General features: G+C 39.7%; 14 protein-coding genes. 5 read left to right on the top strand and 9 right to left on the bottom strand.

Annotated features, from left to right (window positions below; genetic code table 11):
- Positions 1 to 65 precede the first annotated feature (65 nt).
- On the top strand, positions 66 to 809 hold the full coding sequence (prpE, locus tag ACIROD_RS13120; protein WP_402941398.1) for a bis(5'-nucleosyl)-tetraphosphatase PrpE: 744 nt from the start codon (positions 66 to 68) through the stop codon (positions 807 to 809).
- 87 nt (positions 810 to 896) lie between these two features.
- Here the strand turns inward: prpE and ACIROD_RS13115 are convergent, their stop codons facing one another.
- From ACIROD_RS13115 to yjbM, 3 genes are read right to left on the bottom strand one after another with little or no spacing between them, the layout of a single operon-like run.
- Entirely contained in the window at positions 897 to 1796 is a 900-nt protein-coding gene (locus ACIROD_RS13115; protein ID WP_402941395.1) for an RluA family pseudouridine synthase, read from the bottom strand.
- A gap of 17 nt (positions 1797 to 1813) precedes the next feature.
- Entirely contained in the window at positions 1814 to 2608 is a 795-nt protein-coding gene (locus ACIROD_RS13110) for an NAD kinase (protein ID WP_053534153.1), read from the bottom strand.
- 49 nt (positions 2609 to 2657) lie between these two features.
- Entirely contained in the window at positions 2658 to 3278 is a 621-nt protein-coding gene (yjbM, locus tag ACIROD_RS13105) for a GTP diphosphokinase (RefSeq protein ID WP_034314484.1), read from the bottom strand.
- Positions 3279 to 3594: 316 nt separating this feature from the next.
- Here yjbM and ACIROD_RS13100 point away from each other — a divergent pair, with 316 nt between their 5' ends.
- The 4 genes from ACIROD_RS13100 to ACIROD_RS13085 all read left to right on the top strand — a co-directional run bounded on the left by ACIROD_RS13100 (position 3595) and on the right by ACIROD_RS13085 (position 6388).
- The gene (locus ACIROD_RS13100) at positions 3595 to 4173 is read left to right on the top strand and encodes a CYTH domain-containing protein (RefSeq protein WP_101224105.1); all 579 of its coding nucleotides are present in this window, start codon (positions 3595 to 3597) and stop codon (positions 4171 to 4173) included.
- 30 nt (positions 4174 to 4203) lie between these two features.
- Entirely contained in the window at positions 4204 to 4860 is a 657-nt protein-coding gene (locus ACIROD_RS13095; protein WP_402941391.1) for a lytic transglycosylase domain-containing protein, read from the top strand.
- A 233-nt stretch (positions 4861 to 5093) separates the two neighbouring features.
- Entirely contained in the window at positions 5094 to 5498 is a 405-nt protein-coding gene (locus ACIROD_RS13090; RefSeq protein WP_402941388.1) for a globin domain-containing protein, read from the top strand.
- Entirely contained in the window at positions 5495 to 6388 is an 894-nt protein-coding gene (locus tag ACIROD_RS13085; protein WP_402941385.1) for a ClpXP adapter SpxH family protein, read from the top strand. Before ACIROD_RS13090 ends, ACIROD_RS13085 begins: the two co-directional genes overlap by 4 nt.
- Before the next feature lie 927 nt (positions 6389 to 7315).
- Here ACIROD_RS13085 and pepF read toward each other — a convergent pair.
- From pepF to ACIROD_RS13055, 6 genes are all read right to left on the bottom strand, one after another.
- The gene (gene pepF / locus ACIROD_RS13080; RefSeq protein ID WP_101224107.1) at positions 7316 to 9133 is read right to left on the bottom strand and encodes an oligoendopeptidase F; all 1818 of its coding nucleotides are present in this window, start codon (positions 9131 to 9133) and stop codon (positions 7316 to 7318) included.
- 187 nt (positions 9134 to 9320) lie between these two features.
- Positions 9321 to 10529 (bottom strand): competence protein CoiA, encoded by a 1209-nt coding sequence (locus ACIROD_RS13075; RefSeq protein WP_402941381.1) that lies wholly within the window; start codon positions 10527 to 10529, stop codon positions 9321 to 9323.
- Between the two features lie 98 nt (positions 10530 to 10627).
- A complete protein-coding gene (gene cls, locus ACIROD_RS13070) occupies positions 10628 to 12136 on the bottom strand; it encodes a cardiolipin synthase (RefSeq protein WP_402941378.1) in 1509 nt (502 codons plus the stop codon).
- 113 nt (positions 12137 to 12249) lie between these two features.
- A complete protein-coding gene (gene mecA / locus ACIROD_RS13065; protein WP_034314498.1) occupies positions 12250 to 12918 on the bottom strand; it encodes an adaptor protein MecA in 669 nt (222 codons plus the stop codon).
- A gap of 494 nt (positions 12919 to 13412) precedes the next feature.
- Positions 13413 to 13808, bottom strand: a complete 396-nt coding sequence (gene spxA, locus ACIROD_RS13060; protein WP_034314502.1) for a transcriptional regulator SpxA — start codon at positions 13806 to 13808, stop codon at positions 13413 to 13415.
- 1090 nt (positions 13809 to 14898) lie between these two features.
- Entirely contained in the window at positions 14899 to 15480 is a 582-nt protein-coding gene (locus ACIROD_RS13055) for a GNAT family N-acetyltransferase (RefSeq protein WP_402941375.1), read from the bottom strand.
- Positions 15481 to 15519 lie beyond the last annotated feature (39 nt).

The raw sequence follows: 15519 nt of genomic DNA, 5'->3' as shown, positions 1-15519 counted from the left end.
TATTTTTTTAAATAATACTATACTAATACCATAACCATAGACAAAACAAACAAAGGATGTGTCAAATGAACATCGATATCATCGGGGACATTCATGGATGTTTCGCTGAATTCAGGCAGCTGACCGAAAAAATGGGCTATACGTGGGAGACTGGGTTTCCTGTACATCCCTCTGGAAGGATTCTCGGCTTTGTAGGGGATTTAACCGATCGCGGCCCAAATTCCCTACAAGTAATAGAGGTTGTCCATGAATTAGTCATTAACCAAAATATTGCAAGGTATGCCCCAGGTAACCACTGCAATAAATTGTATCGTTATTTTTCAGGCAATAAAGTTCAAATATCGCACGGTTTAGAGACTACTGTAGCTGAATATGAATCACTGAACATCCGGGAGCAGAAGAAGATCCGAAAAAAATTCATGGATCTGTATGAACGTTCCCCACTTTATCAACTCCTTGATGAAGGGCGATTGATCATTGCCCATGCAGGAATTCGCAGTGACTATATTGGTCAATATAGCAGTAAGGTAAAAACCTTTGTCCTCTATGGTGATATAAATGGCTCCAAACATCCCGATGGGTCTCCGGTCAGGAAGGACTGGGCCCAAACATATAAAGGGGAAACATGGATCGTATATGGACATACACCAGTTCCTGAAGCTAGACGAGTCAATCATACATACAATATTGATACAGGCTGCGTCTTCGGTGGAAAACTGACCGCTGTCCGTTATCCCGAAATGGAGCTTCAAGAGGTGCCTTCAACTATGCCCTATATTGCGGAAAAATTCAGGACATCTTTTGATTAACCAAAAAAACTCGCCATCTTGGTGAGTTTTTTTGCGTCTATGGATTTTTCATAGGCTTGAATTCGTTTTAATGCGCCGGTTATAAAGTCAACTTCCCTCGAGCAAACGGCTCATATCTTCTGGTAACTCCTCTTGAAACAACATCATCTTCTTGGTGAAAGGATGTAAAAATTTCAATTCAAAACAATGAAGGGCTTGGCGAGGGATACCGTTCCTTTTCCCTCCATATAAATCATCACCAGCCAGCGGGTGACCTATATGCGCCATATGGACCCTGATTTGATGTGTTCGCCCTGTTTGGAGTTCCAAATTAAGGAATGTATGGGACTCTGTGTATGCCAATACCTTAAATAGGGTACTGGCATACCGGCCATCCTCCCTGACTTCCCGTTCAATGATGCTGGTCGATTTTCGTCCGATTGGCGCCACTATCTCTCCTACAGGACCTTCAACGATTCCTTCAGCTATGGCTTGATATCTCCGTTTAACCTGTCCTGATTTTTGCTGTTCACTCAAAAGGTGATGGATATGCCGGTGCTTGGCAATTAAAACCAGACCGGATGTGTCCCGATCAAGACGTGTAACTATATGGATCGTTGCCTGTATTCCCGTCTTCCTATAATAGCCCGCCAAGCCATTCGCCAAACTGCCGTGGGGATGCTCGCGGGAAGGAATGGTATTCATGGAAGGGGGCTTTGCCACAACCAATACAAACTCATCTTCATACCTGATATTCAGGGGGATGGGTTCCGGCAAAAGGCCTTCGCTTGCCTGCTCCGGCGGAAATATGACGGTGACGATGTCGCCTGTCTCTATCCGTTCCCTTACGGTTACTTCTTCGCCGTTCAGCTGGATATATCCACCTTTAAACTTAATATCCGTTAATGCTCGTTTTGAAATATCGCATTTGTTGAGAAACTCTCGCAATAAAGAGCCAGAATCCTCTTCAAAAACCGACCAGGTCAAAGAAAAGTTTTGATTTGACATGAGGTGAGTCTATCTCCTTAATTAGCAATAAATGAATCATGCACTCTTTTCCAGAAAGGAAAAGGGCGGAATCTGGCAAATCGGATCTTCTCATCTGCCACTCGGCACTGTATTGACTTTACATTTTCCTGAAGCAAGGACAAATGGTCGACGGTAATTTGAAAATTGACCGCATTGACCGGCCTGAACATACAAGTATGATGTGCCGGCAGCAGAAGTGGGGATCCTACCGTCCTAAACACCCGGTTATTAATGGATGCCAATTCGGTAATCTGGATGGCATCGATTGATGGATGGACGATGGCCCCTCCAAGCGCCTTATTATACGCCGTGCTTCCAGATGGCGTCGCAATGCATAAACCATCTCCACGGAACGTCTCAAAATGCTGGCCGCGAATTTCAACGTCCATGACGAGCGTCCCTTCAACACTTTTGACTGTCGATTCATTCAAAGCCAAAAATCTGGCTTCCCGTCCACCATGCTGATAACGGACAATCGTTTCGAGCAGTGGATATTCCACAATTTGAAATGGTGTTTTTGCTAAAGCAATCACCAATTTTTCAATTTCATCAGGGGTCCAATCTGCATAAAAACCAAGATGTCCTGTATGTACACCAACAAAGGCGGTTTTATCCAATCGATTCTTATAACGATGAAAAGCATATAATAAAGTGCCATCACCACCGACAGAAATGACAATATCCGGCTGATCTTCGTCATATTCCAAATGAAAGTCCTGAAGATACGTTCGCATCCTTTGCATTAAAGTATTCGATTTCGCATCTCCTTTTGACGTAATCGCAAATTTCATGTAATCCCACCTTCAATTTAGATTTCTTCTCGTTTACCCATTTATGCTTTCAAGAATCTTTCTTCCGGGAAAAAAGACGCTGTGCTTCCTGGATTTCCGTACGGATTTGCGACATCTCAGCATCAAGCAGGAAGGCAGCTTCAGCTGCACGTTTGAGTCGCAGTTGTATATCTTCCGGGAAAATGCCTTTATATTTATAATTTAAAGAATGTTCGATCGTCGCCCAAAAATTCATCGCAAGGGTCCTGATTTGAATTTCGGCAAGGATATTCTTTTCGCCATGGATCGTCTGGACCGGATAGCGGATTACAACATGATAAGAACGGTAGCCGCTTGCTTTTTTATGGGAAATATAATTTCTCTCCTCGACTATCTCGAAGTCATTGCGGCCTCGTAATAGTTCAACTACCTGTTCGATATCATCCACGAACTGGCACATCATCCGAAGCCCTGCAATATCCTGTATTTCCGTTCCCAATTTATCAATGGGAATATCCTTCAGGCTCGCCTTATCCAAAATGCTGACAATCGGCTTTACCCTGCCTGTTACAAATTCGATCGGTGAGTGAATATTCTCTCTCTCAAACTGTTTCCTTAATCCTTTAAGCTTAACCTTTAATTCTTCGACAGCCTGAGTATAAGGCGCCAAGAAATCGTCCCAACTCTCCATTGCCACACCACCTATATCTATCTAAAAAGCGCCTGTTCAACTCTGGTATGGGCAGAACGCTCTCCTAAATCCAGCAGTCACATGACCTTATGCCATTCACCACTGGATCCTATTAAATCTTTCTAGCAAAAAGTATGTATTAAATTTCTATATATACGATATACCATTTCTCATGCTCAACGTTTATATTTTATCATATCCTGCAATTGATTCCTAAATATTCAAGTACAATAGCAAAAAATTATTGCATTCAATTTGACAGCTCGAATGGTTCTTATATGATTAACCTAAGAATCAGCCAGAAAGGATGGAACACATGAACCAGCATATTGAAATTGAATTTAAAAACCTCTTAAGCGAAAAAGAATTTCATCAACTGATCGAACACTTTCATGTCGGGGCATCGAACTTTAAAACACAGAAAAATCATTACTTCGATACACTCGGATTCACTTTAAAAAATCAAGACTCTGCCCTTAGGATCCGCGAGAAAAACGGGCGTTACGAGCTGACTTTAAAACAGCCCGCTACAGAAGGATTATTGGAAACGAATCAAGATATCTCTGAAGAAACCGCATATGCGTTTCTGAATCATAACACATTCCCTGATGGCGAGATCCAACTTCTTATCCTTGAATGCGGAATTGATCCAAAAGACTTTACCTGCTTTGGGACATTAAAGACGGACCGTTTTGAATTTCCTTACAAAGAGGGCTTACTTGTTTTAGATCATAGTTCGTATTTGAATCAGGAAGACTTTGAGCTTGAATATGAAGTGACGGATGCAAACGCCGGGAAAAAAAATTTCCTGACCCTCCTTGAAACCCTTCAAATTCCAGTAAGGGAAACCGAAAATAAAGTGAAGAGGTTTTATCGCGCCAAATTCCAAAAATAATCCTGTTTGAACCCATTCGGAGGTGGAGAGTTGAAGATCCAAGATTTCAAAACGTTCATGGAATTGCAGGCAATCCAGCAATTCACAAATGGCAACAACACAAATGCAAATTCATCTCGATCCATTTTCCAGGACATGCTCTCGGAACTGGTTTCGGTTGATGCTCTTGAAGGCGCTTCACAGACATTGGGTTCCCTTTTATCACGCGTGGAAGCGGAAACGAAGTCCTTCCTTCAACCCGGCGGCATGACACCCATGAACATCAACCCGGTATCCATTGCCCCTGCTGACAATGAGAGCAGTGAAACAGCACCAAACTATGATCATATCATCAGCCAGGCGGCCAGCTTATATAATCTCCCGGAAAAACTGATTAAGTCCGTCATTAAACAAGAATCGAACTTTAACCCTGAAGCCACCAGTTATGCGGGTGCAACTGGCCTTATGCAGTTAATGCCAGCAACTGCAAAAAGCCTTGGGGTGGATGATGCAACCGATCCGCAACAAAACATCATGGGCGGGAGTAAATATTTAAGTCAAATGATGGGACGTTATGACGGGGACATCCAGATTGCCCTTGCTGCTTATAATGCAGGGCCTGGAAATGTAGATAAATATAACGGCATCCCTCCCTTTAAAGAAACTCAGAACTATGTTCAGAAAGTTTATGGCACATTTTCAAGCTAAAGCAAGCTGACCCTGTTTATTTGTGAAGGGTCAGTCTTTTCATGTCTATATTCTTTTTCCACGAATTGTTAACAAATCGTAAAGCTCCCCAAAAACCTGTCATTTCCGGATCATTCGCATGTGTCATACTACAGATGTAAAATTTTCTTTAAGCTATATATTTGTTATATCATGACGTCATTGATAAAATATGAATAAATATCAACCATCTTTCTTTAAAAGGAGTAATCAACATGATGCAAGGGAACCCTACACCATATGAATTAATTGGAGAAGGGCAATTACACAAGTTAATTGATGTGTTTTACTCCAACGTTAGTCAACACCCGGATCTGCACCCAATATTCCCTGACGATTTAACAGAAACGGTCCGTAAACAAAAACAATTTATGACTCAATATTTAGGCGGTCCCTCTTTATATACAGAAGAGCATGGCCATCCTATGTTGCGGGCTCGACATATACCTTTCGAAATTACACCAGAACGTGCGAAAGCATGGCTCACATGCATGTATCAAGCTATGGACGAAGTTGGCCTTGAGGGTGAGATTAGGGAGTTTTTCTATCACCGCCTCTATTTGACGGCGCAGCATATGATCAATACATCCGGAACTGACGGGAAAGGAGAAGGCAGTTGAGCGCACAAAAACCAGTTTTCAATATTTCCGATTGGATCAAGACGCAGCATTGCTATGATATAGGAAAAAAGCCAATTGAAATTTATGTTTTTGTTGATCCGCTTTGTCCCGAATGCTGGGGCTTAGAACCAATTATTAGGAAATTACAGATAGAATATGGCCAATTGTTCAGTTTACGCCATGTTTTAAGCGGTAAAATCGATTCTCTTAATATGGGGAAAAATAAAAATTATGAAAACATTGCTCAAGTTTGGGAAAAGACAGCCAGCCGCTCGGGAATGTCCTGCGACGGAAGCCTTTGGTCTGAAAACCCAATCTCTTCTCCATATACAGCTTCCATCGCAATAAAAGCAGCGGAATTGCAGGGCCGTAAATTGGCCATTCGCTTTTTAAGGCAGCTTCAAGAATATTTATTCATAGGAAAAAAGGATATATCCAATATCGAAGTCTTGACCGAATGTGCCAAGATGGTTGGATTGGATGTGGAAGAATTCCTTTATGACATCAATTCCTCCAGTGCAGCCAAAGGCTTTCAATGTGACATGAAAATCACGAGCGAAATGGAAGTGACTGAAATACCTTCCCTTGTCTTTTTCAATCAAAATATTGAAGAAGAGGGAATAAAGGTTTCAGGTGTCTATTCTTACGAGGTATATGTTCAAATTTTAGAAGATATGCTGAATGGTCTTCCAGCCCCTGCAACCCCCCCCTCTCTCGAAGAGTTTTTAAGCTGTTTCAAACTAGTGGCCACGAAGGAAATTGAAACCGTTTATAATATGAATAAGAATAACGTCGAGTTGGAAATGAAAAAGCTTGTTTTAAAACAGGTTGCAGAGAAGATACCTGCTAAATACGGAACGTTTTGGAGATATACAAAGAAGCAGTCATGAATTTGACTGCTTCTTTGTTATTTTAAAGGAAAAACCATGCAATCAAAAGATTGCATGGCTTTTTATAAGAAAATAAGGGGATGGGAGAAATTTTTCACGATCAAACAAAGGGGTATAAGTTTGTTTGTGATTCACTTCACAATAAATAATATAACAGATAACCCATTTGCGTTTCAACTATATGTGTAACTTTTCACAAATTGTTCACAATATATATTTTGTTCATTTTTTATTATCCATTCCGATATATAGCTAAATATAATCCCATTTTATTTAAAGCTATAAGAGTTTTAGATATCCTCTTAATATCTGATTTAAAATGGAATAAATCTATTTGTGAAACAAATCACATTATTTTTTTGTATTGCCTAAGCCTTTTTTAACTTCCGTTAAAGCCGATCATTTAATTCTTTTTACTTTTCATGCAAATGAAAAACCCCGGCAAACCGCTAAATTTGCTGGGGTTTTCATCTATTTATACGAATAAGGGGATGGGAGAAATTTCACGACGAACAAACAAAGGGGTATATGTTTGGGATGTGATAACTTCTATATCTGTACTATAGCAGATTACATACCTTAATTGCAAGAACTTTGTGCGCAACTTCACATTATTGTCATATTCTTAGAATACTGCTTATTCTAAAACATACTATCTAATAAAGAGCAGATGAGCTTTTTCTGCTACCAGGTTGGAGGTGACCAAATTGAAAGTCTTTATTCTTCTCATACTCTTGATAGGGTCGCTATTTGTCCAGCTACTCGGTATCATGAACCTCATTCCTCTGTATTTTACCTCCCCTATTTTATTTTTTGTATTCTTTATAATTCTTCATAGCTTAAATCAGAGAAATCGTTTTAAAGGATTATGACGGACATCATATATGATGAAAAGGACCCGGCAGTGCTAGGGTCCCTTTTCACATCCTATTTATTCAAAAGCTCTTCCAACTCATTTAATTTTTCTTCGAATACATTCATGGCTTCTTGTACAGGCTCGGCTTTTGTCATATCGACACCAGCCTTTTTGAGTACTTCAATCGGATAATCGGAACTTCCTGACTTCAAGAACTCCAGATACCTTTTGACAGCAGGCTCTCCTTCTTCAAGGATTTGCTTGCTCAATGCTGTTGCTGCACTGATTCCAGTCGCATATTGATAAACATAGTAATTATAGTAGAAGTGTGGAATACGCGCCCATTCCAAACCGATTTCCTCATCGATGGTCACGTTCTCGCCAAAGTATTTCTTGTTCAGCTCATAATATTCCTTAGTAAGCATATCCGCTGTTAACGCTTCCCCATTTTGAGCCTTTAAATGTATGGTATGTTCAAACTCTGCAAACATCGTTTGCCGGAACAATGTGCCACGGAAACCTTCCAGGTAATGATTCAATAAATAAATGCGTTTCTTTTCATCTTCGATTGAATTCAGTAAATAATCATTCAACAGGTTTTCATTACAAGTCGATGCAACTTCCGCTACAAATATTGAATAATTTCCGTATGGATATGGCTGATATTTACGTGTATAGTAGCTATGGACCGAATGTCCAAACTCATGAACGAGCGTGAATAAGTTATTGACGTTATTTTGCCAGTTCATTAAAATATAAGGATTCGTCCCGTATGTACCAGAAGAATAGGCACCGCTTCGTTTCCCTTTGTTTTCATGCACATCGACCCACCGGTTTTCAAACCCCTCTTTCAAAACATTCAAATAATCCTCCCCAAGCGGAGCAAGTCCTTTAAGGACATAATCCTTGGCCTCGTCATAAGTCACTTCCATCTTCACTTCTTTAACAAGAGGAGTGAATAGATCATACATATGAAGTTCATCTAATTGCAGTACTTTTTTACGTAAGTCAAGATAACGGTGAAGTAAAGGCAAATTGTCATTGACCGTTTTAACGAGATTATCGTATACAGTCTCCGGAATGTTGTTATTACTTAATGCCGCTTGGCGTGCTGAATCATATTTTCGAACAGTGGCATTGAAGTTATGGTTTTTCACCTCACCAGACAGGGTTGAAGCAAATGTATTGCGGAACTCCCCATACTTGCTGTATACCCCCTTAAATGCCTCCTCACGTACACGGCGATCTTCACTCTCAAGAAAACTGATATATCTTCCGTGAGTTATTTCCACTTCATCTCCCTTTTCATCCTTGATGGTCGGGAATTTCAAATCGGCATTGTTAAGCATACCGAAAGTATTGCCCGATGCATCGAGTACTTCTGATGCCTGCGCCAATAATTCTTCCTGCTCTGCAGATAAGATATGTGGTCTCTGAAGATTGATTTCCTCTAAAGAATGCTTGTACAATTTCAATTCTTCTTTTTCTTCCAAAAACCCTTCCACTTTGCTTTCGTCAATACTCAATAGTTCAGGAACCATAAATGAAAACGCAGCCGCTGCCTGGGCATATAAAGCTTTTGCCCGATCCTCCATCCCTTGATAAAAAGGATTGGTTGTATCTTGATCATTGCGCATATGTGAATAAGAATAAACTTTCCCTAGCTTCTCGAATACTTCATCTTGGAGTTGAAGCGCCGCGAATAATTTCTCTGCGCTTTCACCCAACGTGCCTTTATGTGCCTCCGCCTTCTTGAGGTCTTCCTTTACCGCTTTGAAGGCAGCTTCCCAATCTTCCTCGGTTGCGAAGATATCTTCCAGTCTCCAAGTATCTTCAGGAGCTATTTCACTTCTTGAGGGTAATGTATTCGTTTTTGTTTCCTGTGCCATAAAAAAATTCCTCCTCATTCTATAGAAACTTGCCATTGGGCTTACTCGTAAACCGGATAGACGCCGCAATGCTTCATTCGGCGTTCATTCTTTTTAAAGCTTTTAATTCCCAGTTCTTATTACTATTTCTCCATTAACAAAAATAATCCTGCCATTTCATCTGAATTCAAGATAAATAGAGATGTTATCACTGATTATACTGGATATTCCCTTTTTCCATCATCAATTTATGCTTATCATAGAAATTTTTTTCCAAAATTTGAGCTTGATCACTGGTGAAGGGCAGGGTAAATTCCCTTTCAACTTTAAAAACCCCTTTTTCCAGCTTTGATAGATAACCCAATTGCTCCAAAATCCTGATATATTGACCTACAGGATACTCGATTGGTTTTTCATGAAGCAATGGCAATGGTCTGAACTTTATTTCCCCTTTTTTTGAGCGCTTTCTAAAAATGCAGATAATATCAGCCATAGAAATCTTTTCCCCTGTTCTTTTCTCTTGAAACACATCCATGTATAACCATGCCTGCCATTCGATCGAGGCAGTATCGATCAACAGCATCCCCCTGACGGGAACACCCACTTCAACGGGAAGTGTCGCTGGTGTAATATGATGTGAATAAAGCTCTTCGAAAAAAGGATCGCATCTGCGTGCTGTTTTCACTCGATGCAGGGACCAGCCATTTCGTTTAAATCTCCACGCAGGCAGAAAAGGGAAAACAAAGCAATTTCGGGGCAATGCCCGACTAGGGGGAAGGAGCTTTAAAGAAGCTGTTGTCAATTCGGCTAAGACGGTTCTAGAGGTAAACGGAGTGAGGTTCTTCAATACTGATAAATGATCAGTTTCCGGACAATACATCCAAAGAAACGGATGATGGAAGCTGCCGGTGACGAAGAGCCATTGGAAGCGGGTTAAACTGAATTCATACAAGCTTTTCCTTTTTAAGCGTTCTGCAGCGAGGATCCAGATTGGCTTGATGCCTATGCTTTGGTAGGCTCTTGTCCTTTCCATGAATTCCACCTCGGGGATAACTGAGCATTGAAATTCTATTGCATAGCGATTGCCTCCTATCACAGCTAAAATATCAGCCCTTTTCTTAATTTCAGGAAGATAGGCTTCTAGATCCACTTGGTAACCATGTGATAATAACCACTGAAACAATTTTCTTTTTCCCATTAAATGATAGGCGGATTCCGGTTCTGAAGAAGCACGGCATGAAGAACTATTTTTATGTGCGAAATGAGGAATCCTGACGTTTCCCGCTTTGATGGTCATTTCCATCTTGCAGCATGGACAGTAATAATCTGCCGATTTTCTCCATTCATCAATCTCGTTTGCCGATATCTTTTCAGGGAGGGTAATCCAAGTTCCATCTTTCTTTATCGCGGTTAGCATACATCTCCTCCTCACCCACTACATTCGCCTGCTTCGCTTAGGATTCCTTTTAATCCGCAAAAAAAAAATGCCTCATCGGCATAAAGTAAAGTTGCTATCTAAAGAAGGGGTGAAAGCAATCGGCATGTGGACTCCAATACTTTCAAACCGAAATTCCGTTTGGAAAACGCATCAAACTCCACTTCTTGAGATACCTTTATATCTTCCAAAAAATCATTCACCAACTGCCGAGTACTTTCCGTCCTGTAGAGAAAAGCATTGACTTCGAAATTCAGGTGAAAGCTTCTCATATCCATATTGGTTGTCCCAATTGACGCCAGTTGGTCATCAACGATGATGATTTTACTATGCATGAAGCCTTCATTATATTGGAATATACGAACTCCGGAAGCGAGCAATTCGGGAAAATAAGTTCTCGAAGCATGAAATACGATACGTTTATCGGGGTTCTTCGGTACGAGCAGCCTGACATCCAAACCACTTAAGGCAGCTACCTTCAACGCTTGAAAGATATCGTCATCAGGAACGAAATACGGAGAGGCAATCCAGACTGACTTTTCTGCCGAAGCGATCATTTTAAAAAAAATGCTTTTAATAATCGTCCACTCACTATCCGGCCCGCCGCCAATCAATTGAACTCCGCCAGGTCCATGATGGTTCGGCAGGCCAACCATGAGATATTCATCACTTAAAAAACTATTATTGGTGCTATAATACCAATCCTGCAGAAATATGAGCTGTAAAGTCCTGACCGCTTCCCCCTTTATGATAAGATGTGTATCCCGCCAAGAACCGAATTTCTGATCTTGTCCCAAATATTCATCCCCAATATTGAGGCCGCCGATGAATCCGACAGAGCCATCTATCACAATTATTTTACGATGGTTGCGAAAGTTGAATGTATTATTTAATAAAGGGAGATGCAACGGACCAAAAGCAACCATTTCAGCTCCCGCACTCCTCAGTTCATCGATATATGAACGAGCTAACTTCCAGGAACCAACCGCATCATAGAGAAATCTGACCTCTACCCCTTCTTTTACTTTCTGTATCAAGATGTCCTTTAGCAGACCGCCAATGCGGTCATCCCTAACAATATAATATTCCAAATGAATATGATGTGTGGCTTTTTTTAATTCTTCGATGATATTGGAAAATGTCTTATCACCATTCCTTAAAACCCGGGTTTCAGTCGTAAATGAAATAGGGCTATTACCCAGCCTATTTGCAAGAGTGATTAACTGCTGAGGGTTCTCGCCCATTTCCTTAATTCGGTCATTATACTCCGCCTCGCCGCCTATTTTAACGAAACTCTGTTTATCCAAAAAGTACTTCTTGCGAAATATCCTTTCTTTCCGAAAATGACCGCCAAACAAAAAGTAAAAAATGAAACCGATGAATGGGAAAGCGCAAAAAATAACCAGCCATGTTATGGTCTCGATGGGATCTCTGTTTTCCAGGAAAATGTTGAATCCAATTATCACCAAGAAAAGGGTCAATACAAGGCTGGAATAAAAAATCACCCTGCCATCGACACCATTTATTAGAAAATACCAAGAGCCGACCAACAAGAGAATTAGCAGACCGATGCCAACTATATTCTTCACCTAGACTACCTCCAATTAACAAACACAGGCACATGATAAAAACCTCCCTGCTGAGGTAAAACACTCATTCTTGGACGAAAAGGCCGATTTCTACTGAAATCGGCCTCAACAGTCTATGCGAAATATTTATCGACCGTTGTGAATACATCATTTTCGATAACTATCTTCCCGTACTCTTCAAGCATGTGCACCGTTATAGGTGACTCCTGACTATATTCCAATAAAAGACTTAGAACATTATCGATTTCTTCCTCATCAATTTCTGCTTCGGAAAATTCGATATAAAGATAATATTTATTCTGATAAACATAAAGTTTAGTCGTCCAGTCATCCAAGCCATGACGCTTGCTTAATGAAATGACATCTTCAAAATCCTCGAAAGTCGTGATGAATTCAATCATACCATCTTCGAATGTCATACCGCTTTCTTCATCTTTTCCATGAAAATGTTGATCAAGAAGCGTATCCATCTTGTCTGATACATTCAAATCCCTTAACTTATCATCTGAAAGAGGCAGCTCGAGTTTTTGACCATCTTTGGCAAGCTGGGCTTTTGTGACCAAAACTTCCAAGCCTTTTTCAAGGGCTTGAACTTGAATCCATAAAGGTCCTTCAATCATGAATTCTTCTTCTTGATGCACTTCATCCATCATTTCCCAAAAAAGTTCCTCACTTCGCTCACGGCTGTACCAAATTTCTTCGCGATCAAAGCCTCTTTCCTCAATATCTATATAGGAAATATAAAATTTAACTGTATCATCATTTATGCGTTCGATTTCCATGATTCCCCTCTCCCTTCCTATCTCATTTTGAAGGGATAATAACCCCCAAGCGAAAATTGCTCTTAAAAGCTCTTTACCCGTAAGTGAATACTGTAAATCATGATAGCCATTAAAACAGACTATTTTACATCATTTTATGACAAAACCTTGAAGAAGGGAAATAAAAAACATTACTTATCTAAAAAACAATTGTTTGCCTAATATTCCATTCATTCTATAAAAAAATTCATCCGCATGCAACTATCCTAATGCTTTCTTCAATTTTAAACTTCCTGCCATTTATGCCTTATTATATACACGGCATGATGGTGTGCATTCTTATTTTTTCTTTAAATGATGACCGGTTCAAGGAACCTGCTGCAAATCCGAAACGTCTGCTGTCCCCTATGAATCCTGTTATGTTACCCGTCATTAAGTAAAAAAAATCAGCGGAAAATCGGTTATGTATAAAGAAAAAGCCCTGCACATTTCCTGGCAGAGCTTGAAAGACCTTATTAGTTGACCATACGTTGTGCTTCCCGTAACTGGAAGGTACGAACTTTACGTGGTAAAAAGCGTCTTATCTCATCTTCGTTATAACCAACTTGAAGCCGTTTCTCGTCAAGGATAATTGGACGTCTCAACAGACCTGGATTTTCCTTGATCAATTTATATAGTTCTTGAAGAGGCAGGCTCTCTAAATTTACGTTTAACTTTTGGAAAGTTTTTGACCGTGTTGAAATGATTTCATCGGTTCCATCTTCAGTCATTCGAAGAATTTCTTTAATCTCATCAATCGTTAACGGTTCTGAAAAAATGTTTCTTTCTTTATATCCAATCTCATGTTCCTCTAACCATGCTTTTGCTTTCCTGCATGAAGTACAACTAGGTGATGTATATAATGTTACCATGTTTACTCACACTCCCTAAATATAGAATCGGTGATCTATGAGGGGAAATCTACTATTAGTATTCATAAGTACCACTCTAATTTGAAATAATTTTAATTAAGTATTTCATTTTCTTTATTATACACTAAATTATTTAAAATGAATACCCTTTTTGATATTTGGAAAAATCCTTATAAACTTCTAGTTTAGCCTGTACTATAGCTTTTTCTGTTTTTTATGTAATACATTAAAACCGCTTTTTCTAATTGAAAATACCTACCTGCCATTCTCAGTTAACTCTCAATTCGGCCCTCATGATTTTTTTATTAACTCGTTACTTTTATTTACCCCCTATCTTTGTCAATAAACAAGTACATGTTAATATATTTTCTTTAATAAAAAGCAAATTCCTCCTTTTACAAGAAAAACCATTCTTTTAGCACATATATTTCCAAAAGTAAAAAAGTAATTCGAAAAAATCGGCGATAAGTGAGTAATCTACCATTCGAGAAGTTATAGATATTCATTTGCCTGCAAAAAATGCACAATAAGAAAAGACAGTTTGACTGCACTCGAAAAAACCATAACAGTTGTTTTCAGAAATCCGCTCCCTTTCCCGCCGACTGTCTGCAAGCCGCATCAAAGCACGCGACTCCGGGGTCCCGGCTAGCCAGTTTTTCGGCAGAAGTGTCGCAATTTCCTTCAACCTATTGAGGGTTTTCATAGAATAGTAAAAAGCCCTAAACGATAACCTTTTATAATCGAGGTTGGGGTGAGACCATTCCGAACCTCCTTTATGGACAAATTTTAAGAAAGAACAGTTTGCCTCAATTTTTCTTTAAAAAACGTTCCAGATGTTTTCTGCTGGAGCACTTTTTTCGGCCCTTACTGTTCTTTTTCGACGTACTGAGCTGTTTTTTCAGCCGTTCACGCAGTTTTTTCTTCCATCACTGCACTTTTTTCAGCCGTTCACGAATTTATTCGACCTACACCACTCTTTATTCGACCTACACCGCACTTTATTCGACCTACACCATACTTTATTCGACCTCTATACCGTACTTTTTCCGACAAACTAAAAAGGGCCGGTTAAGCGCCCGGCCCCTTTTTTCTAAATTTCCATCTCTTTAAAAATATCCGTTTCCTGACTTGCATTCAAGCTTAGTACATCCTCTACATCTTGATAAGATTTCCCATATAGGTCATCATCTTTGTAGGTATGGATTTCAGAATAAATCTCTTTCATGAAATCAAATACGTCTTCTTCATCAACCGATGGGTTTGCTGGCCAATATAGGATTTCCATAGGCGTATTCTCCTTGGTGGCAAGGGATTTTCTGCTGTAGGTAATTGAAGAGGCATGCTGGAATCCTTCCCTTTTATAAAATTTCAGCCTTTTCAATGTATCGTCATCATTTTCTTGTACTGGTTCTACTTCCAGCAAGATCGTTTTCTGCTTTTTTTGCAATTTTTGAATTAATTTCCTTCCTAGTCCCTGCCCCCTTGAATTCTTTGATACAAAAAGGTAATCAACGAATATAAACTCTTCTCCTTCCACATATAATAAAACATGATCGGGACCTTCATCCTTTTTATATATTTCCTGCTTATCTTCTAAAAGAACTTCTATATGTTCTTTGGACTTCATTTCTTCAATAGGGAAATACTGGTTCAGCTTATCATACCAATTCATAAATTAATCTCCTCATTTGCTAGATTATACTTTCCAGAT

Source organism: Peribacillus sp. NPDC101481, assembly GCF_044767165.1.
GTDB lineage: Bacteria > Bacillota > Bacilli > Bacillales > DSM-1321 > Peribacillus.
The sequence above is the reverse complement of the archived record's forward strand: the minus strand, read 5'-3'. Positions and strand labels throughout refer to the sequence as shown.

Excerpts from the sequence above, each read along its gene's own strand:
- prpE (WP_402941398.1), top strand. The coding sequence starts at position 66 with ATGAACATCGATATCATCGGGGACATTCATGGATGTTTCGCTGAATTC.
- ACIROD_RS13115 (WP_402941395.1), bottom strand. The coding sequence starts at position 1,796 with ATGTCAAATCAAAACTTTTCTTTGACCTGGTCGGTTTTTGAAGAGGAT.
- ACIROD_RS13110 (WP_053534153.1), bottom strand. The coding sequence starts at position 2,608 with ATGAAATTTGCGATTACGTCAAAAGGAGATGCGAAATCGAATACTTTA.
- yjbM (WP_034314484.1), bottom strand. The coding sequence starts at position 3,278 with ATGGAGAGTTGGGACGATTTCTTGGCGCCTTATACTCAGGCTGTCGAA.
- ACIROD_RS13100 (WP_101224105.1), top strand. The coding sequence starts at position 3,595 with ATGAACCAGCATATTGAAATTGAATTTAAAAACCTCTTAAGCGAAAAA.
- ACIROD_RS13090 (WP_402941388.1), top strand. The coding sequence starts at position 5,094 with ATGATGCAAGGGAACCCTACACCATATGAATTAATTGGAGAAGGGCAA.
- pepF (WP_101224107.1), bottom strand. The coding sequence starts at position 9,133 with ATGGCACAGGAAACAAAAACGAATACATTACCCTCAAGAAGTGAAATA.
- ACIROD_RS13075 (WP_402941381.1), bottom strand. The coding sequence starts at position 10,529 with ATGCTAACCGCGATAAAGAAAGATGGAACTTGGATTACCCTCCCTGAA.
- mecA (WP_034314498.1), bottom strand. The coding sequence starts at position 12,918 with ATGGAAATCGAACGCATAAATGATGATACAGTTAAATTTTATATTTCC.
- spxA (WP_034314502.1), bottom strand. The coding sequence starts at position 13,808 with ATGGTAACATTATATACATCACCTAGTTGTACTTCATGCAGGAAAGCA.
- ACIROD_RS13055 (WP_402941375.1), bottom strand. The coding sequence starts at position 15,480 with ATGAATTGGTATGATAAGCTGAACCAGTATTTCCCTATTGAAGAAATG.